Source organism: Halorubrum gandharaense, assembly GCF_054654575.1.
Map to the genome: position 1 here is coordinate 60,222 of NZ_BAAIET010000001.1, position 16,742 is coordinate 76,963.

The 16,742-nt window shown below is 67.2% G+C and carries 20 protein-coding genes; 9 read left to right on the forward strand and 11 right to left on the reverse strand.

The annotated features are described in order from the left end of the window. Nucleotides 1–7: 7 nt before the first annotated feature. A complete protein-coding gene (locus tag ACYQ07_RS00270) occupies nt 8–514 on the reverse strand; it encodes a TRAM domain-containing protein (protein ID WP_459875758.1) in 507 nt (168 codons plus the stop codon). Between the two features lie 129 nt (nt 515–643). Here ACYQ07_RS00270 and ACYQ07_RS00275 point away from each other — a divergent pair, with 129 nt between their 5' ends. Then, nucleotides 644–1,882: a mandelate racemase/muconate lactonizing enzyme family protein gene (locus ACYQ07_RS00275; protein WP_459875760.1), complete on the forward strand. Its 1,239-nt coding sequence runs from the start codon at nt 644–646 to the stop codon at nt 1,880–1,882. A 74-nt stretch (nt 1,883–1,956) separates the two neighbouring features. Here ACYQ07_RS00275 and ACYQ07_RS00280 read toward each other — a convergent pair whose 3' ends face one another. Then, complete coding sequence (locus ACYQ07_RS00280; protein ID WP_459875763.1) at nt 1,957–2,493, reverse strand: metal-dependent hydrolase; 537 nt, start codon at nt 2,491–2,493, stop codon at nt 1,957–1,959. Nucleotides 2,494–2,595: 102 nt separating this feature from the next. Continuing rightward, nucleotides 2,596–3,363 carry a PHP domain-containing protein gene (locus ACYQ07_RS00285; RefSeq protein WP_459875765.1) on the reverse strand — a complete coding sequence of 256 codons (768 nt, stop codon included), beginning with the start codon at nt 3,361–3,363 and terminating at the stop codon, nt 2,596–2,598. A 144-nt stretch (nt 3,364–3,507) separates the two neighbouring features. Between ACYQ07_RS00285 and ACYQ07_RS00290 the strand changes: the two genes are divergently transcribed. After that, complete coding sequence (locus ACYQ07_RS00290) at nt 3,508–4,503, forward strand: acetamidase/formamidase family protein (protein ID WP_459875768.1); 996 nt, start codon at nt 3,508–3,510, stop codon at nt 4,501–4,503. Nucleotides 4,504–4,505: 2 nt separating this feature from the next. Here the strand turns inward: ACYQ07_RS00290 and ACYQ07_RS00295 are convergent, their stop codons facing one another. Both ACYQ07_RS00295 and ACYQ07_RS00300 read right to left on the reverse strand, forming a co-directional pair. Continuing rightward, nucleotides 4,506–5,093 (reverse strand): MOSC domain-containing protein, encoded by a 588-nt coding sequence (locus ACYQ07_RS00295; RefSeq protein ID WP_459875771.1) that lies wholly within the window; start codon nt 5,091–5,093, stop codon nt 4,506–4,508. Further along, complete coding sequence (locus ACYQ07_RS00300) at nt 5,090–5,437, reverse strand: hypothetical protein (protein ID WP_459880168.1); 348 nt, start codon at nt 5,435–5,437, stop codon at nt 5,090–5,092. Before ACYQ07_RS00300 ends, ACYQ07_RS00295 begins: the two co-directional genes overlap by 4 nt. A gap of 138 nt (nt 5,438–5,575) precedes the next feature. Between ACYQ07_RS00300 and ACYQ07_RS00305 the strand changes: the two genes are divergently transcribed. Together ACYQ07_RS00305 and ACYQ07_RS00310 are read left to right on the forward strand one after the other, a co-directional pair. Then, the gene (locus tag ACYQ07_RS00305) at nt 5,576–6,319 is read left to right on the forward strand and encodes a ThuA domain-containing protein (protein WP_459875774.1); all 744 of its coding nucleotides are present in this window, start codon (nt 5,576–5,578) and stop codon (nt 6,317–6,319) included. A 126-nt stretch (nt 6,320–6,445) separates the two neighbouring features. Next, nucleotides 6,446–6,769 carry a hypothetical protein gene (locus ACYQ07_RS00310; RefSeq protein ID WP_459875777.1) on the forward strand — a complete coding sequence of 108 codons (324 nt, stop codon included), beginning with the start codon at nt 6,446–6,448 and terminating at the stop codon, nt 6,767–6,769. A gap of 335 nt (nt 6,770–7,104) precedes the next feature. Here ACYQ07_RS00310 and ACYQ07_RS00315 read toward each other — a convergent pair whose 3' ends face one another. The 3 genes from ACYQ07_RS00315 to pyrB all read right to left on the reverse strand — a co-directional run bounded on the left by ACYQ07_RS00315 (nt 7,105) and on the right by pyrB (nt 9,568). Beyond that, complete coding sequence (locus tag ACYQ07_RS00315; RefSeq protein ID WP_459875780.1) at nt 7,105–7,965, reverse strand: hypothetical protein; 861 nt, start codon at nt 7,963–7,965, stop codon at nt 7,105–7,107. A 234-nt stretch (nt 7,966–8,199) separates the two neighbouring features. After that, a complete protein-coding gene (pyrI, locus tag ACYQ07_RS00320; protein ID WP_459875782.1) occupies nt 8,200–8,658 on the reverse strand; it encodes an aspartate carbamoyltransferase regulatory subunit in 459 nt (152 codons plus the stop codon). After that, nucleotides 8,651–9,568 (reverse strand): aspartate carbamoyltransferase, encoded by a 918-nt coding sequence (pyrB, locus tag ACYQ07_RS00325; protein ID WP_459875785.1) that lies wholly within the window; start codon nt 9,566–9,568, stop codon nt 8,651–8,653. Before pyrB ends, pyrI begins: the two co-directional genes overlap by 8 nt. 179 nt (nt 9,569–9,747) lie before the next feature. On the opposite strand from pyrB, the gene ACYQ07_RS00330 reads away from it, so the two are divergent. Beyond that, nucleotides 9,748–10,080, forward strand: coding sequence for an ASCH domain-containing protein (locus ACYQ07_RS00330; protein ID WP_459875788.1), 333 nt, complete (start codon nt 9,748–9,750; stop codon nt 10,078–10,080). 465 nt (nt 10,081–10,545) lie between these two features. Here ACYQ07_RS00330 and ACYQ07_RS00335 read toward each other — a convergent pair whose 3' ends face one another. Next, nucleotides 10,546–10,875: a 2Fe-2S iron-sulfur cluster-binding protein gene (locus tag ACYQ07_RS00335; protein ID WP_459875791.1), complete on the reverse strand. Its 330-nt coding sequence runs from the start codon at nt 10,873–10,875 to the stop codon at nt 10,546–10,548. 242 nt (nt 10,876–11,117) lie between these two features. Here ACYQ07_RS00335 and ACYQ07_RS00340 point away from each other — a divergent pair, with 242 nt between their 5' ends. Beyond that, complete coding sequence (locus ACYQ07_RS00340; RefSeq protein WP_459875793.1) at nt 11,118–11,504, forward strand: DUF7522 family protein; 387 nt, start codon at nt 11,118–11,120, stop codon at nt 11,502–11,504. Between the two features lie 81 nt (nt 11,505–11,585). After that, a complete protein-coding gene (mvaD, locus tag ACYQ07_RS00345) occupies nt 11,586–12,581 on the forward strand; it encodes a phosphomevalonate decarboxylase MvaD (protein ID WP_459880171.1) in 996 nt (331 codons plus the stop codon). 30 nt (nt 12,582–12,611) lie between these two features. Here mvaD and ACYQ07_RS00350 read toward each other — a convergent pair whose 3' ends face one another. Next, on the reverse strand, nt 12,612–12,983 hold the full coding sequence (locus ACYQ07_RS00350; protein ID WP_459875795.1) for a hypothetical protein: 372 nt from the start codon (nt 12,981–12,983) through the stop codon (nt 12,612–12,614). 205 nt (nt 12,984–13,188) lie between these two features. Here ACYQ07_RS00350 and ACYQ07_RS00355 point away from each other — a divergent pair, with 205 nt between their 5' ends. Beyond that, nucleotides 13,189–14,541, forward strand: a complete 1,353-nt coding sequence (locus tag ACYQ07_RS00355) for a DEAD/DEAH box helicase family protein (protein WP_459875798.1) — start codon at nt 13,189–13,191, stop codon at nt 14,539–14,541. A gap of 43 nt (nt 14,542–14,584) precedes the next feature. Here the strand turns inward: ACYQ07_RS00355 and ACYQ07_RS00360 are convergent, their stop codons facing one another. After that, nucleotides 14,585–14,992, reverse strand: a complete 408-nt coding sequence (locus tag ACYQ07_RS00360; RefSeq protein ID WP_459875801.1) for a transcriptional initiation protein Tat — start codon at nt 14,990–14,992, stop codon at nt 14,585–14,587. Between the two features lie 129 nt (nt 14,993–15,121). On the opposite strand from ACYQ07_RS00360, the gene ACYQ07_RS00365 reads away from it, so the two are divergent. Then, complete coding sequence (locus tag ACYQ07_RS00365; protein ID WP_459875804.1) at nt 15,122–16,627, forward strand: DUF790 family protein; 1,506 nt, start codon at nt 15,122–15,124, stop codon at nt 16,625–16,627. Nucleotides 16,628–16,742: the final 115 nt, after the last annotated feature.

Here is a 16,742-nt window from a genome sequence, read left to right on the forward strand (position 1 = left end):
AGACCCGTTATTCGCCGACAACGCTCGCGAACGACACGTTCTCGCGGACGCTCGTGATCTCGACGGTCACCTCGTCGCCGAGCTCGGCGTCGGGGACGATGACGACGTATCCGCGCTCGATCTTGGCGATTCCGTCGCCCTGGTCGCCGAGCGTCTCGATGGTCACGTCCCGCACGTCGCCCTCCGACACCGGCGGACCGTTGGACGCCGGGTCGTGCTCGCTTTGGCCGCCGGCGCTTCGTCCGTCGGAACTCCGTCGAGTGGACGTGTCGGAGCCGCCGGCGGCACCGCCCGCAGCCGGTCCGCTGGTTGCGCCCCCGTCAGCCGAGCGGCCGTCTCCGCTTGCGCCCGACGACGCCTCACGGTCCAGCAGCACGACGCGGTACGTCTCGCCGTTCCGGACGGTGTCGTGTTCGACCTCCGTGCGAGGGATGCGCACGACGTACTCGCCACTCTCGGACTCCTCGACCTCACCCGTAAACAGACATTTAAGTGAATCAGTCAGCTCGACCATGGGCCTGATACGGGACCCCCCATTGAAAAGGTCCCTATCCGCACCAACGATGACGGTGTTTTGGCGGCTCTGCTCGCCGGCGAATCCGTGGACACAAAGATTTACTTCGGTCCGAATTAACCACGATCCATGAGCAGAAACTACGAGTCGTTACACGACCCGAACGCGGAGTACACGATGCGGGAGCTGTCGAGCGAGACGATGGGCGTCACGGGGTCGCGCGGCGGCCGGCGCGACGTGGAGATCACGGACGTGCAGACGACGATGGTCGACGGGAACTTCCCGTGGACGCTCGTTCGCGTCTACACCGACGCCGGCGTCGTCGGCACGGGTGAGGCGTACTGGGGCGCCGGCGTCCCCGAGCTGATCGAGCGCATGAAGCCGTTCGTCGTTGGCGAGAACCCGCTGGACATCGACCGACTGTACGAGCACCTCATCCAGAAGATGTCCGGCGAGGGCTCCGTCGAGGGCGTGACCGTCACCGCGATCTCCGGCATCGAGGTCGCGCTCCACGACCTCGCAGGGAAGATCCTCGACGTGCCCGCCTACCAGCTGCTCGGCGGGAAGTACCGCGACCGAATGCGCGTTTACTGTGACTGTCACACCGAGGAGGAGGCCGACCCCGAGGCGTGTGCCGACGAGGCCGAGCGCGTCGTCGAGGAGCTGGGCTACGATGCCCTCAAGTTCGACCTCGACGTGCCGAGCGGCTTCGAGAAGGACCGCGCGAACCGCCACCTGCGCCCCGGCGAGATCCGCCATAAGGCGGAGATCGTCGAAGCCGTCACCGAGCGTGTGAAGGACAAAGCCGACGTGGCCTTCGACTGTCACTGGACGTTCTCGGGCGGCTCCGCAAAGCGGCTCGCCGCCGCCCTCGAGGAGTACGACGTGTGGTGGCTGGAGGACCCCGTCCCGCCGGAGAACCTGGAGGTGCAAGAGGAGGTCACCAAGTCCACGATCACGCCCATCGCAGTCGGTGAGAACCGCTACCGCGTCACGGAGGAGCGTCGCCTCATCGAGAACCAGGCGGTCGACATCGTCGCGCCCGACCTGCCGAAGGTCGGCGGCATGCGCGAGACGCGCAAGATCGCGGACGTGGCGAACCAGTACTACGTCCCGGTCGCGATGCACAACGTCTCCTCACCGGTTGCGACGATGGCCGCCGCGCACGTCGGCGCCTCCATCCCCAACTCGCTGGCCGTCGAGTACCACTCCTACGAGCTCGGCTGGTGGAGCGACCTCGTCGAGGAGACCGTCATCGAGGACGGCTACATCGAGGTGCCCGAGAAGCCGGGCCTCGGCGTGACCCTCGACATGGACACCGTCGAGGAGCATATGGTCGAGGGCGAGACGTTGTTTGATGAAGCGTAGCTTCATCGAGCCAGCAAATCTCCGATTTGCGTTGTTCGATCCGGCGTAAGCGCCAGTCCGCTGCGCGGATCTTCTTAAGACTCTCCCCTTCCCACAAGCCGCCGCACGGTTCCGGCGCCCGGCTTGCCGTCCTGCCACCACAGCCACACCCCCGCGACGAGGACGACGGCCTCGAACCAGAGCGTTGTCACCTCCACGCCGGCGACCGTGGCGACGTGTTTCACGCCGGAGTACGGGGGCATCTCGGTGACCGGCCACAGGAGGAAGCCGAGTTCGTGGGTGTCGCCAGCGAGGAGGTGCCACGGCACGTCCGCGGCGAGGTGTGAGAGGTAGCCGACGGCGAAGGCGACGCCGAGCTCCGGACGGTTCCGCCGGCGGGCGACGATCCATGCGGCGCCGACCGCAACCGCCGCGCCGAACAGCGAGTGGGCGATTGTCCGCCCCACGGGGGTGACGCCGAGCAGCCACAGCGGCTGGTCGATGAGGTCCGGGATGGCCGCAGCAGTGACCGCGACGAGTGTCGGTGCCCCCTCCGGCGGTCGCCCCTCCCAGACACGGGTCGTTGCGGCGTAACAGAGGTAGCCGACGACCGGATGCACGAACGGTTGCATCGCCGTCCGCTACACGCTGGAGGATCAAAAGCTCGGCCCCTCGTTTCGGAAATCCTGCCGTCGAACACCGGCTACGTCCGGTGGTGCCGAGTCGCCGGCGACTCAGACGACGGAGACGGGTTCGATCCCGCGCGTCTCGAACTCGCGTTCGATCGCCTCGATGCGGGGGGCGATCGCGTCGGGCTCATGGCTGTCGGTGCCGACGGTGAAGTTGACGCCGTGCTCGACGAGCGTGTCGAGAAACGCGGGGGCGGGGTGGAACTCACCGTAGTCGTCCAGCAGCCGACCGGCGTTGAGCTCGGGAACGGTCCGGGAGTCACGGAACGCTTTCGCCACGCGGTCGTACTGCTCCCGGCGCGCGAACCCTCGCAGGTGCGGGTTGCGCTCAACCAGGTCGGGATGGGCAGCGATGGCGAACAGCTCCGAGTCGACCAGCGCGACGAGCTTCTCGAAGTAGCGGTCGACGAACGCCCGCCGCTCGGCCTCGGACGCCGGCGCGAAGTGGTCGCGGACGTGCACGTTGACGCCGTCGAGGTCGTGGACGCTGCCGATCGCGTAGTCGAAGTCGGCCTCGTCGAGGAACGCGGCGATCGCCGCCTCGTGGTCGGGGTGGTAGTCCATCTCCACGGCGTCGTGGATGTCGACCGGCGCATCCACCTGCAGGTCGTCGATCGCCTCGCGCCGGCGTTCGTACGTCAGGTCGAGGTTGAACCCGTATGCGTGTTTGAACGACTCGGCATCCGGATCGGGGAAAACGTTGCAGTGATCGGCGATCCCGACACCGTCGATCCCGGCGTCGGCGGCGGCATCGACCATCCACTGGAGGAAGGTTCCGTCCGAGTACGTTGAGTGGACGTGGTAGTCGTGCATGGGAGGACACTCGTTCGAGGGGCCTTGTCGCTTGTGTCACCATGGGACCAGATCACGGGAGGCACCCGTCGGAACGACCGACCTGCCGGCGGGAGCCTCCGGGACGTCCGTATTTAAGTCCAATGCGGTGGATGTTGATCACGTATGACACACTACGACGAGCACGACGAGCCGTCCACCCGGCGCGAGTACACCGTTGACCACCACCTCTCGGACGCCGAGCGCAACATCCACCGCGCGTGGGACAACTCGCTCGACCCAGTCCTCTCCGTCGAGGACGGTGACGTGGTGCGGTTCGAGTGTCGCGACGCGGTCGACCGCCAGCTCGACGTGGAGTCGACCGCCGAGGACTTCGCGAACGTGAGCTTCGACCCCGTCCACCCCCTGACGGGCCCCGTCGCCGTCGAGGGCGCGGAGCCCGGCGACGTGCTCCAGGTCGAGCTGCTCGACCTCCAGCACAAGGGCTGGGGGTACACGGGGTACATGCCCGGCGAGATGGGTCTCGGGCTCCTGCCCGAGGACTTCCCCGACTCGGACGTGCACATCTGGGACCTGGAGGGCGACGTGGGCCACTTCGTCAACGGCATCGAGGTGCCGCTGGACCCCTTCCCGGGCGTCATCGGCGTCGCGCCGGGCGACGACGGCGAGCACGACACGCTTCCGCCGCTCTCGACGGGCGGGAACATGGACGTAAAGCACATGACGGCGGGCTCGACGGTCTACCTCCCCGTCGAAGTCGAGGGCGCGCTGTTCTCGACGGCCGACTGCCACGCCGCGCAGGGCGACGGCGAGGTGTGCGTGACGGGCGTCGAGGCGCCGATGTTCGTCACCGCCCGCTTCTCCGTCCGGAAGGACATGGAGATCGAACAGCCGCAGTTCGAGACGACGGGGCCGTTCACGCCCACCGGCCGCGACGAGCCGATGTACGCCACGACGGGAATCAGCGACGATCTGATGGAGGCGACGAAGAAGGCGACGCGGCACATGATCGACCACCTCGCGGAGAACCGCGACCTCACCCGCGGCGAAGCGTACATCCTCTGTTCGGCCGCGATGGACCTGAAGGTGAGCGAGGTCGTCGACGCGCCCAACTGGACGGTCACCGCCTACATCCCCGACAGCATCTTCCCGGACGAGTAGCCCTACTCGCTCCGGTCCGTCTCACGAGTGTCCGGCTGTCCCGTCCCGTTTTCGAGTCGCTCGGCGATCGCCGCGCCCGCCGTGCGCGGGTCGGCCTCGACGATTTGGACGGTATCACCGACCGAGACGGCTCCCGGTTCGACCACGTCACAGCAGAGCCCACCCCGATTTTTCAGTGCCGACGCGACGCCGTCCTCGCCGGCGAGTTGTTCCAGGTGAGCACACGGAGGACGACGACTCATCGGCCGGAGGTGGGCGTTGCCCACGGCGACGGTCGCATTCAACAGCGGGTCCATCCCCTCATCGAATCCGCGAACAACGACGTTTCGCCGGTGACGGCCGTCCGAGAGGTCGACGCCGATGTCGTCGTGAACGGCGTCGAGCGCCTCCGCCGCGACGAGCGTGACCGCACACGCGTCCAGCTGGAAGTGGCCGTCACCCCGGCAGTAACGGTCGCCCGACACGCCACCCGACACGATCTCGACCGTCTCGTGTTGTTCCGGTGGCGCGCTCTCGGCGGGGGCTGTGACCAGTCCCTTGACGGTCCCCGCGGGGGCCTTCTCATCCGTCAGGTCGTCCTCGCCCGTCATGGCGCTGGCTCCTCCAGCAGGTCCGGGTCGCCCGGTTTCAGCCACTCGCGGTGCGCGTAGTAGACGACGGCAACGACGGGGTACACCAGCGCGACGAGCGCGTACAGCCATTTGAACAGGCCGAGGTCGACGACGCCGTCGTCGCGTAGTGAGAGGGCGTCGAGGAGGATCGTCGCGGTCGCCAGCGGTGCCAGCAGGTAGGCGTACACGAACTCCACGCCTGCGCCCGCTGGCGTCACCGGATCGAGAAGTAGGCGATTGACCGCGAACAGGATGGTCCAGCCGACGACCGCGACGGCGAGGATCGCGAGCCACGGCCCGTCGAAGCCGCGGTCGGGCTCGATGAACCCGCGACTCTCGCGGGTTTCTCCGTCAGTTTCGTCCGAATCGTCGTTTCGGTCGCTCACGGCTGCTGTAGGTGATGCGCCGACATGAACGTCCGGATGGCAGGCTACAAGACCCCGGGGAACGGGGCGTTTACTATGGCCCGAGTAACCGTCTGGAACGAGCACCGACACGAGCGCGAGAGCGACGTGGTTGCCGACATCTACCCCGACGGCATTCACGCCGTCATAGCCGAGGTCCTGGACGCCGCCGGCCACGAGGTCCGCACCGCTACCCTCGACGAGGGGCCCGAACACGGGCTCACCGAGGAGGTTCTCGCGGAGACCGACGTGTTGACTTGGTGGGGCCACGCCGCCCACGACGAGGTGAGCGACGCGGTCGTCGACCGCGTGCAGGAGCGCGTTCTGGAGGGGATGGGGCTGCTCGTCCTCCACTCCGCCCACTACTCGAAGATCTTCAAGCGGCTGATGGGGACGACCTGCTCGCTCAAGTGGCGGGAGGCCGCCGAGCGCGAGCGGCTGTGGGTCGTCGAACCCGGCCACCCGATCGCCGACGGGCTCGACGAGTACATCCAGCTCGAGGAGACGGAGATGTACGGCGAGCGCTTCGACATTCCCGCGCCCGACACCCTCGTGTTCAACTCCTGGTTCGCCGGCGGCGAGGTGTTCCGCTCCGGCTGCTGTTACCACCGCGGCAACGGGAAGGTGTTCTACTTCCGTCCCGGCCACGAGACGTACCCCGTCTACCACGACGAGGACGTACAGCAGGTTCTGCAGAACGCGGTCGAGTGGGCGGCGCCCGGCGACGGCCCCCAACCCGATTTCGGCAACGCCGACCCGATCGAGGAGATCGACACGACTGACGACCGAACCGTCCACTAGGCGGTTTCAGCGCCGTTGAAACGCTGTTCTTTACCACGAAGCCGAATAGAACAGTCGCTCGGTGAGGCGTGCGAACTGGCCATGACAGAGAAAAATAAATATAACCTGATTGGATAAAAGTAACTCATGGTCGAATTAGAACGGTGGCAGTACCCGTGGATCATATTGGGTGGTGTCACTTTGGGGCTCTCCGGTATCGGAGGATACCTTGGATTCCCCATCGCGACGCTGTTCGCTTTTATTGTTGGTACTGGCATCCTCAGTATCGTTATCAAGCCAAGAGCGTACCCAATCGTAATGACAGGGATTGGTATCCTTGCGGTGGCCCTCTCCGGATTGCTACTTGTGTGGGATTGGAGCCTCCTCACGGTAGTGATTCTTGCTCTCGTCGGAATTGGGGCCGTTGTTCGGGGAATTCATACCTCTCTGAATATGGAACCCGAGCGGTAGTTGACCTGTACTGACCGCAAGGAGAGGCAAACAGCTCACACTCTATGGCTGCAACAGAGCCACGTTTTCCAATTTGTATCAAGCGGAGCGGCGAACGACGCCGTCGCTCATCGGTGTAGAACGGGTCGCCGCTACGGTGCGGGTTCGGCGGGATGTCACAGGCGCAGAGCGCAGGTGACGCCGATCTACTCGGCACCGGCGGCCGACCCGTTTCTTTGTCTTCCGCCGCGACTGATAAGGGCGTCGTACTCGGCCGGCGGCATGTGGTCGGCTGTCGGCGGTCGGCGGTCGGCGGTCGGCTGTCGGCGGTCGCCGGAACCTCTACCTCGCCGCGATCACTCGGGTCGGTGAACTTCGCCCTCCCGCGAATCGGCATCCTTCCGCCGGAGCGCGGCGGCCGCGTTGCTCGCGTCGTAGCCGAAGAACACGTCTTTGGCGTACACCTCGGCGACCTCCGTCGCGTGGATCAGGTCGTCCACGTCGACGTTCACCGCGTACAGCTCGAGTGAAAAGGGCGTCTCCGGCGGCGCGCCGTGGAGGTCGTAATCGCCGCCGAGCAACGTCCGGAAGCCGCGCGCGATCGTCTCCAGCCAGTAGGTGGTCCCATAGTCCATGTCGTACAGCGGCACGACGAACTCGTCGACGTGTTCCGCGAGGGCCTCGATGTCGAGGCCGGCGCGCTCCCGGAGGTGGCCCGGATACGGGTCGGGGTACAGCGTGAGGAAGGTCCGGCCCGGGATCCGGTCGGTCGCCTCGGCGACGAACGTCGTGATCACGTCGGCGCGCCAGTCGGCCCACTCGTCGTGGTCGGACTCCGCAAACAGGCGCTCACACCGGTCACACCGACAGAACCCCTCGCGGGGGAACCCCACGTCGTCGAGGCGCACGTCGCCGTTCTCGTCGGCGCAGTCCTCGATGATCTCGAAGAGCCCCTCGCGATACTCCGAGTGGGTGGGACAGACGTACGCCCAGTCGAAGTAGTCGCGGTCGCGCGTCGCGGGCTCGCCGCGCTCGTCGACCGGCACCAGCTCCGGGTTCTCGCCGGCGGCGGCGTTGTCGCCGAAACACGACACCATGTTCACCGCGTTCGGGAGCGGCGCCGCCGCGCGCCCGGTAACGTCCTTCACCTCGTAGAAGCCGAGATCGAACGGCTCCATGTCGACCTCGTCGGCGTTCCGCGTCACGACCCCGTACATACCAGCCGCTACGGGGTCGGGGTGGTAAAAGACCGTGGACCGTCCGCGGGACGAGGCTACTCGACTTCGACCGGCTCCTTGTCGCCGGCGAACAGGAAGTACGCGAGGACCACGAACGCCAGTACCACGACGAGCTTCACTTTCTTGCTCATGTCCAATCCTGCGACCGGCGGCGGCTAAAAGCTACCGGCGGCCGGGTAGGAAACCGCCGGTCCGATTGCGGAACACTCTGCCCTAGACGTCGATGTGCTCCGCCAGATTCTCGCGGATGATCGTCGAACAGTAGTCGCAGCGCACGCCGTCGGATACCACGTCGAAGCGCGTGTCGACGGGCTCGTCCGCGTTCGTGATACAGTTGTGGTTCGGACACGAGAGGACGCCGCGGACGTTCTCCGGGCGGGTGACGCGGTTCTTCTCGGCGACCTCGAACTCGCGGATGATGTTGATCGTCGCCTCGGGGGCGATCAGCGAGAGCACGTCGACCTCGGAGGCCGAGAGCTCGCGACCCTCAACCTTCACCACGTCCTTGTGCCCGAGTCGGTCCGAGGGGACGTTCATCCCGATGGAGACGCCGAACCCCTCGGAGCCGTCGATGCCGAGGATGGCGAGGACGTTGAGCGCCTGTCCGCCCTCGACGTGGTCGATGACGGTGCCGTTGCGGATCTTCGAGACGCGGAGTTCGTGGTCACTCATCGGTGGCCTCCATGAGGGTGTCGAGCAGCGCCATGCGAACCGGGACGCCGTTGTGCGCCTGCTCGAAGTAGCGGGCGTGGTCGGTGTCGTCGACGTCGGGCGCGATCTCGTCGACGCGTGGCAGCGGGTGCATCACGGTAAGGTCGTCCTTTGCCGCTTCGAGCGTCTCGGCGTCGATGCGGTACTCGCCGGCGACCTTGTGATACTCGTTCTCGTCGGGGAAGCGCTCGCGCTGAATGCGGGTGACGTACAGCACGTCGAGCTCCGGGAGCACGGCCTCCAACTCGGTGTGCTCGCGAACCTGCGCGCCGGCCTCGTGGAGGTCGAAGCGCACCGAGCGGGGGAGCCGCAGCGACTCGGGGCTGATGAAGTGCTGGCGCGCATCGAAGTTGGTGAGCGCGCTCGCCAGCGAGTGGACGGTGCGGCCGTACTTCAGGTCGCCCATGATCCCGACGGTGAGGTCGTCGAGCCCGTGGTTCTCCCGGATGGTGTGGAGGTCGAGCAGGGTCTGTGAGGGGTGCTGCCCCGCGCCGTCGCCCGCGTTGACGACGGGCACGTCGACGAACTCGGCGGCGAGCGTCGCCGCGCCCTCGCTTGGGTGGCGGAGCACGATGGCGTCGCCGTACCCCTCGATGACGCGCATCGTATCGGCGAGCGACTCCCCCTTCTTGACGGAGGAGGATTCGACGCTGCCCATGTCGATCGTCTCGGCGCCCAGTCGCTTCGCGGCGGTGTCGAAGCTCATCTTCGTGCGCGTGCTCGGCTCGAAGAAACAGAGCGCGAGCACCGACCCCGCGTGTCGGTCCGCGTACGCGGCGGGATCGGCGGCGACGTCGCGCGCCCGGTCGAGCACCGCCTCGATGTCGGCCCGCGAGAGCTGGGTCGCGGTGATGAGGTGGTCCTGACGCATTGTCTGAGAGGGGGACGCCGGTCGTCTTGAAACCCGCGGCTTACCCCCGAGAAAACCGCCCGCACATCCGTGCGCACCCGCCCCCGCCGGCGTTTCGAAATTCGCAACCTGACCATGTTCCTCGGTCACCTCCTGCCCACGTCACCGCTTATAAGCGCGCGCCGCCCCAACCGTCGTTCATGTCCGATGACGAGTTCGACCTCGACGACCTGCTCCCGAACGACCGCGTGCGCAAGGCGGCGCTCGCCGGCGACGTAACGCAGCTCCACCGCGGAAACCGCTACGGCGACCCCGGCGACACGTTCGAGGTCGACGGCGTGACCTTCGAGCTGACTGACGTCACGGAGCACACCCTCGGTGACATGACCGACGCGGACGCGAAACGCGAGGGGTCGCCATCGCTGGAGGCGTATAAGGAGCGAATGGTCAAGGTCCACGGCGGCAACTTCGAGTGGAACGACGACGCCGAGGTCGTTCGGCACCGCTTCGCGCGCGCCGAGGAGTCGTCGTAGTCGATTACCAAGACTCGCTTATAAGCGCTCGACGGCCCCGTGGAATGCTCACGAATTGCTCCCCGACCAAACCAGTCGGCGCGCCCGCGAGCGCCTGATAAGGCGCGAGCGGAGCGCGAGGGAGGCAGCGGGCGCCGGCGGAGCGGTTTCCCGCCGGCGGCCGTCTGCCGAGGCTGGGGAGGCGTGAGGTGCGGTTGCGGTGCGGTAGGGTGGGACTCAAAGGGGCAGCCGGCGAGGACGAAGCACGCCGACGTTTAGCACCGCAGCGAGCGACGCGAGCGAGGAGCGCAACGAGGCGCGCGAGTCGTCGCCGGCTGGGGCTTTGACGGTCGTGTTCTCCGTGGTCGCCGGCGCACTCCCCGCACAAACCGCTTATAAGGAGCCGGCTGGGGCTTTGGAGGCGTTCGCCGGCGCACTAACTCACTTCGCGGAACTACTCGCTTAAAAACCACCTCAAAACACGTACTAGTCGTCGTCGGCCGCCGCGCTCCCGCTCGCCGCGGCGTCGTCCTCGATGCTTGGCGGGTACTTGCCGCGGTCGAGCTTCAGGTCGCTCTGCGGGCGCGCCATACAGGTGAGCGCGAACTCCTCGGCCTCCTCGTCGGTGAGCCCGCGGGCGGCCGGCTGGGTCACCTCGCCCTCGACGATCTCCGCCGAACAGGCCAGACACATGCCGACGCGGCAGGAGTACTCCTGAGCGATCCCCTCCTCGATGCAGGGGTTGAGGATCGTCTCCGTGTCCGACACCTCGATCGTCTCGCCGGTGCCGACGAACTCCACGGTGTACTCGGTCATGCCACCGAGTTCCCGTGGGGCAATCAAAAGCGTTCCCCTCGGTTTCGTCGCCGTGAGGTCGCCGGAATCGGCCTGAAGGACCCTCCCGGACACCAGCCTTCCGGAACACTACCCGGACGAACTCGTCGGCCAAAGGACACCAGGTCGCCTCGCGGTGAACGCTCCCAGCACCTGCTGGACCGTTTATCGCATGCAGGGACCGTCTGCGCTACAATTATACTTCGTCCATGTGATGTGCTACCATGGATGACGGAGATCTCGAAAGCGAGTTGATCAGTGCGTGTCGGACCGTGATCGGAGATGAGATCCGGAGTATCACCCATTTCACCGAGGAGACGGTCGATCAGATCTACCTTCGTTCGGACCTCGAACGAACGGCCGATCTCACCGGCTTTGCCGAACTGGAACGAATGGGGTTCCGGACGGATTCGCTGTACGTCGACTCACAGCTCGGATCGTACCAGGCAACGGTTCGGATGTTCGAGCGCGGCTATCTGACGCGTGTCATTCACGGTCCGCATGGCGTCTGGGTGACGACTGACTCGATGTCGATGGAACGGTTCGAGGAGCTCGCCAGCTCCGCCAAGTCCATCCTCGCTGCGTATTCGAGTGACATCGACGGTTCGTAATCCGGGACTCACACGGGCCGATCCTCGCCGCCGGCCATCGCAACGACTAATCCCCCGCCGAACGCTTCCGGAGGTATGACCATGAAAGCCACCGCGCGAGCCCACCCCATCCAGGGGCTCGTGAAGTACCACGGGATCCGCGACCAGGAGAAGCGACACCCGTACCACGACAGCATCAGCCTCTGTACGGCGCCGACGGCGTCGACCACGACCGTCGAGTGGCAGCCCGATGCGAGCGAGGACACCTACGTGATCGACGGCGAGGAGGTCGAGGGCCACGCCGCGGAGCGGATCGTCAACGTCGTCGACCACGTCCGGGAGCTGTCGGGCTCCGACCACGCGGTTCGGCTGGAGAGCGAGAACTCCTTCCCGTCGAACATCGGGTTCGGCTCGTCGGCGTCCGGATTCGCCGCCGCCGCGCTGGCGCTCACCGAGGCCGCCGGCCTCGACATGACGCTGCCGGACGTGTCGGCCGTCGCGCGCCGCGGGTCGTCGTCCGCGGCCCGCGCGGTCACGGGCGCATACTCGATCCTCGAGACCGGCCTCAACGACGAGGACTGCCGCTCCTACCGGCTCGACGTGGGCGAGGGCGAGGACGGGTTCGACCCCGAGGAGGACCTTCGCGTCATCGCGTGCCACGTCCCCGCGTACAAGGAGACCGAGCAGGCCCACGAGGAGGCCGCCGCGAGCCACATGATGGACGCGCGGATGGCACACGTCCAGGACCAGCTCGTCGAGATGAAGGACGCGCTCCGCGAGGGTGCGTTCGACCGGATCTACAAGACGGCCGAACACGACTCGCTGTCGCTGACGGCGACGACGATGACCGGACCCTCGGGCTGGGTGTACTGGCAGCCGGAGACGATCGAGGTGTTCAACGCGGTCCGCGAACTCCGCACCGAGGAGGACGTGCCCGTTTACTTCTCGACAGACACCGGCGCGTCCGTGTACGTCAACACCCGGGAGGAGTACGTCGACCGCGTCGAAGCCCGCATCGCGGAGATCGGCATCGAGACCGACGTCTGGGAGGTCGGCGGCCCCGCCCACATCCTCGACGAGAGCGAAGCGCTGTTCTAGCCGTCCGAATCGGCGCCGATTAGCTCCGTTTCAGATCAACGCCGCTGCCTGCGTGAACGGCACCCCGACGGCGTCCGTAATTCCCGCAATCGGAAGGACGGTCAACACGAGGATGGCCGATCCCCAGGCGATGAAGCCGATGATGGCGGCGTGGACCCACGACGCACCGTAGCGCCACCGGATCACCCAGACCCACGCGATCAGCGGGATGAAGCCTCCGACGAGCGGGATCCACGACAGCAGGAGCTCGGAGAGCCCCCACACGAGCGCGCCGACGAGCGCGGTGAAGACGGCGTGGCTGTAGTCCCGCGTGCCGGTGACGACGCTTGCGGCGATGAAGATGGCGAGCCCGCCGACGAGCAGGCTCACCACGAACGCGACGAGCGACCCGATCAGTGACATTGTGAACGATTGCGAGCGGGAGTCACTTCAGGATACTGGGTGACCGGGACCGTACCACGGCGACCGTTCGGCAGCCGGCGGCCTCACTCCCCCGCTGCTGTTCGGCGTGGGTGGTGCGCCGGCGGCGACGACCGCGGCCAGCTCGGGGGCGCACACGGGGGGCCGAGACGACGTTTGTTTAAAAGTCGGTCACCCACGTACGGGTATGACCGTCCGGCTGGGCTACGAGAACGGGACGATCCGCGTCGACGCCGACGAGTCGGCGCCGTCGCTCCCGCCGCTTCCGGGGGTGGAGACGGACCCACGGTCCGGAACGAGCCGGGCGCCGGCCCACGAGTACGCGGCCATCCGGCGCGCCCTGGAGGTTGCTGGCCGGCACGTCGAGGACGACGTTCTCGCGGACCTCCCCGAACTCGACCTCTCCACGGAGTACGACCTCCGGGAGTACCAGCACGAGGCACTCTCGGCGTGGCACGACGCCGGCGACCGTGGCGTACTCGAACTCCCGACCGGCGCAGGAAAAACGGTGATCGCGATCCGCGCGATCGTCGACCTCGGCGTGCCGACGCTCGTCGTCGTCCCGACCGTCGACCTCCTCGATCAGTGGCAGCGCGAACTGGAGACGGAGTTCGACGTGCCGATCGGCCGCTTTGGCGGCGGTGAACAGCGACAGGAGGCGATCACGGTGTCCACGTACGACTCCGCGTACCTCAAAGCGGAGGGCGTGGGGAACGACTTCGGCTTCGTCGTGTTCGACGAGGTCCACCACCTCGGCGGCGAGGGGTTCCGCGACGTGGCGCGGCTCCTGCCCACGCCCGCACGACTCGGGCTCACGGCGACGTTCGAGCGCCCCGACGGTGCTCACGAGACGGTCGCGGAGCTCGTTGGCGACCGGGTGTACGGCCTCGACGTGGACGACCTCGCCGGCGAGCACCTCGCGCCCTACGACATCCGGCGGATCGAGGTCGACCTCACGCCGGAGGAGCGCGAGCGATACGAGGAGAAACAGGGCACCTTCGTCGAGTACGTCCGCGACGCCGGCATCACGTTCTCAAGCGGGAGCGACTATCGCGAACTCGTCAAGCGGTCGGGCAACGACCCGCGGGCCCGCGAGGCGCTCCTCGCCAAACAGGACGCGCGGGAGATCATGATGAACGCCGACCGGAAGGTCGAGCGACTCGGCGACATCCTCGACCGCCATCGCGACGACCGTGTTATCGTCTTCACGGCACACACGGACCTCGTCTACCGGCTCTCCGAGCGGTTCCTCCTCCCGGCCGTCACCGCGGAGACCGGCGCCCCCGAGCGCCGCGAGACGCTCGAACGGTTCCGTGACGGCACCTACAGTCGGATCGTCGCCGCGAACGTGCTCGACGAGGGGGTGGACGTGCCGGACGCCAACGTCGCCGTCGTGCTCTCCGGCTCCGGCAGCGAGCGGGAGTTCACCCAGCGGCTCGGCCGGATCCTCCGCCCGAAGGACGACGGCGGGAGAGCGACGCTGTACGAGCTGGTTAGCAGCGAAACCGCGGAGGAGCGCGTCGCCGACCGCCGGCGGTAGGGAGTGATAGCGGGCCGGAACAGAGCAGTAGCCGCCCAGCGTCTCAGTCGCGTTCGAGGTCCACCGTCAGCGAACCGCCGGCGTCGAACGCCTCGTACGACACCTCGAAGTGGAGAGGGACCGTTTCGACTTCCTCAGCGGGGACGGCCACGTCCGCCCGCTCCTCGTGGCGCTCGTCGCCGACCGTAACGGCGACGACGACCGTCCCGGAGCGCTCGCTGGGGGCCTCGTTGATCACGTTCGTCTCCACGCGGAGGTCGCCGTCGTCGTCCGACCCGAAGTCCCAGTCGCCGAGCCTGAACGCCGGCGAACCGTCGTCGGGTTCGGTGGGGTCCGGCGCCGCGGACCCGTCCCCGTCCGGCGGATTTCGAGGACCAGACGGCGGGCTCGCACCCAAACACCCGGCCGCGGTCGTCCCGACGAGCAGTCCCAATACCGCTCTCCGTCGCATATTCGGAGGTTCGCGCCGGCGCGTATAGGCGTTTCCCCGTCGGGCTCGAAGGTGGGCCCGGCGCTCTCGACGGGAAACTCTCCGCCCACGTCCGTCGCCTTTTAAAAGACGGACCGATTACTCCGAGACGTGTTACGGAAGGACCTCCTGCGCGTCTCCCGGGCCGGCGGCGGCTACCGTCCCAGGTTCGTCAGCCGGGAGCGCCGTCCGATCGCCGCGCATGTGCTCGGCACGTTCCGCAAGCACGTCGGCGAGCGCCGGGGCGACCTCGACGACGCACTGGAGGACCTGGAGGCCGACGCCCCGGACTTCAAGCTCGTCCGAGGGTTCGCCACACTCGTCGAGCGCGAGTGCGAGTTTGAGACTCGAGCACCTGTTCCGCCGCAGCGGGTCCGTCGAACCGCCTTCGAGACTGCCGAGGCGGTCGGCGTCGCCTCGGAGGCGGAACGCACCGAGGCACTCGACCGCGCGGCCGACCGCCTCGGGGTCGACGCCGACACGGTCGAGGCGACGCTGTACGCCGACCGCGACGTGAACGAGATCCTGATCGACGCCGACGTACGGTGGGACCCCGACGACCTGATCGAGCAGTACAACCTCTCGCTGGCGCAGACGGCGCTGTTCGACGCGACGGAGGTCCGCGTCCGGTCGGCGGACCCCAAGCGACTCGTCTCCGCGGTCAAACGCCTCCGGCTGATGTACGAGGTCGAGCAAACCCCGGACGGTCGAGAGCTCGTCGTCACCGGCCCTGACGCGCTGTTCTCGCGAACCCGCCGATACGGCACCGCCTTCGCACGCCTGCTCCGAACCGTCGCTGAGACCGACGACTGGCGCCTGGAGGCGACGATCGACGACCGGGGTACGGAGCGCACGATGACGCTCACCGACGGCGACGTGACCGTTCCCGGCGTCGAGCCGGTCGCCGAACCCGGATTCGACAGCGGGGTGGAGGCCGACTTCGCCGCTCGGTTCCGTGGGCTCGATCTCGACTGGACGCTCGTCCGCGAGCCGGAACCGCTCGAAACCGGGACGAGCGTGATGATCCCCGACTTCGCGTTCGACTACGCGCACGCCGACTTCCGGCTGTTCTTCGAGGTGATGGGCTTTTGGACCCCCGAGTACGTCGCCAAGAAGCTCGACCAGCTGGCCGACGTCGAGGACGTGGACCTGCTCGTCGCCGTCGACGAGAGCCTCGGCGTCGGCGAAGCGGTCGCCGCCCGCGACCACCGCGTCGTCACTTACTCCGGAACCGTCCGTGTGAAGGAGATCGTCGACGTGCTCCGCGAGTACGAGACCGAGTTCGTCGCCGACGCAGCCGCCGATCTCCCCGACGAGCTCGTCCCCGAGGGCGACACCGTCGCGCTCGACGCCCTCGCGGAGCGACACGGTGTGAGCGTGGATGCACTCGAAGACAAACGCTTTCCGAACCACGAGCGGGTGGGCCGCACCCTCGTCAAACCGGCCGTCCTCGAAGAAGTCGCCGGCAACCTCGATGCCGACATGACGCTCGACGACGCGGAGACCGTCCTCGCGGACCACGGCATCGACGACGCCAGCGCCGCGCTCTCCTGGCTCGGCTACCGCGTCGCGTGGGAGGGGCTCGGCGGCGGCACGCTCCGGAAAAAGGACGCGTAGCGTCGTCACTCATTCGACTGAACCGTCCGCCCAACACCTTTTGAGTGAAGCCGAAGCAACTCGCCGCGATGCAGTGACCAGCCACCACACGGCGGCCCGCGGGTGTGCGACGCTC

Bases quoted from the DNA above. Each gene is read 5' to 3' on its own strand.
- ACYQ07_RS00295 (WP_459875771.1), bottom strand. From the start codon at position 5,093: ATGACGGGCGAGGACGACCTGACGGATGAGAAGGCCCCCGCGGGGACC.
- ACYQ07_RS00290 (WP_459875768.1), top strand. From the start codon at position 3,508: ATGACACACTACGACGAGCACGACGAGCCGTCCACCCGGCGCGAGTAC.
- ACYQ07_RS00350 (WP_459875795.1), bottom strand. From the start codon at position 12,983: ATGTCACTGATCGGGTCGCTCGTCGCGTTCGTGGTGAGCCTGCTCGTC.
- ACYQ07_RS00275 (WP_459875760.1), top strand. From the start codon at position 644: ATGAGCAGAAACTACGAGTCGTTACACGACCCGAACGCGGAGTACACG.
- ACYQ07_RS00340 (WP_459875793.1), top strand. From the start codon at position 11,118: ATGGATGACGGAGATCTCGAAAGCGAGTTGATCAGTGCGTGTCGGACC.
- mvaD (WP_459880171.1), top strand. From the start codon at position 11,586: ATGAAAGCCACCGCGCGAGCCCACCCCATCCAGGGGCTCGTGAAGTAC.
- ACYQ07_RS00360 (WP_459875801.1), bottom strand. From the start codon at position 14,992: ATGCGACGGAGAGCGGTATTGGGACTGCTCGTCGGGACGACCGCGGCC.
- ACYQ07_RS00335 (WP_459875791.1), bottom strand. From the start codon at position 10,875: ATGACCGAGTACACCGTGGAGTTCGTCGGCACCGGCGAGACGATCGAG.
- pyrB (WP_459875785.1), bottom strand. From the start codon at position 9,568: ATGCGTCAGGACCACCTCATCACCGCGACCCAGCTCTCGCGGGCCGAC.
- ACYQ07_RS00310 (WP_459875777.1), top strand. From the start codon at position 6,446: ATGGTCGAATTAGAACGGTGGCAGTACCCGTGGATCATATTGGGTGGT.
- ACYQ07_RS00305 (WP_459875774.1), top strand. From the start codon at position 5,576: ATGGCCCGAGTAACCGTCTGGAACGAGCACCGACACGAGCGCGAGAGC.
- ACYQ07_RS00315 (WP_459875780.1), bottom strand. From the start codon at position 7,965: ATGTACGGGGTCGTGACGCGGAACGCCGACGAGGTCGACATGGAGCCG.
- ACYQ07_RS00330 (WP_459875788.1), top strand. From the start codon at position 9,748: ATGTCCGATGACGAGTTCGACCTCGACGACCTGCTCCCGAACGACCGC.
- pyrI (WP_459875782.1), bottom strand. From the start codon at position 8,658: ATGAGTGACCACGAACTCCGCGTCTCGAAGATCCGCAACGGCACCGTC.
- ACYQ07_RS00355 (WP_459875798.1), top strand. From the start codon at position 13,189: ATGACCGTCCGGCTGGGCTACGAGAACGGGACGATCCGCGTCGACGCC.
- ACYQ07_RS00285 (WP_459875765.1), bottom strand. From the start codon at position 3,363: ATGCACGACTACCACGTCCACTCAACGTACTCGGACGGAACCTTCCTC.
- ACYQ07_RS00270 (WP_459875758.1), bottom strand. From the start codon at position 514: ATGGTCGAGCTGACTGATTCACTTAAATGTCTGTTTACGGGTGAGGTC.
- ACYQ07_RS00280 (WP_459875763.1), bottom strand. From the start codon at position 2,493: ATGCAACCGTTCGTGCATCCGGTCGTCGGCTACCTCTGTTACGCCGCA.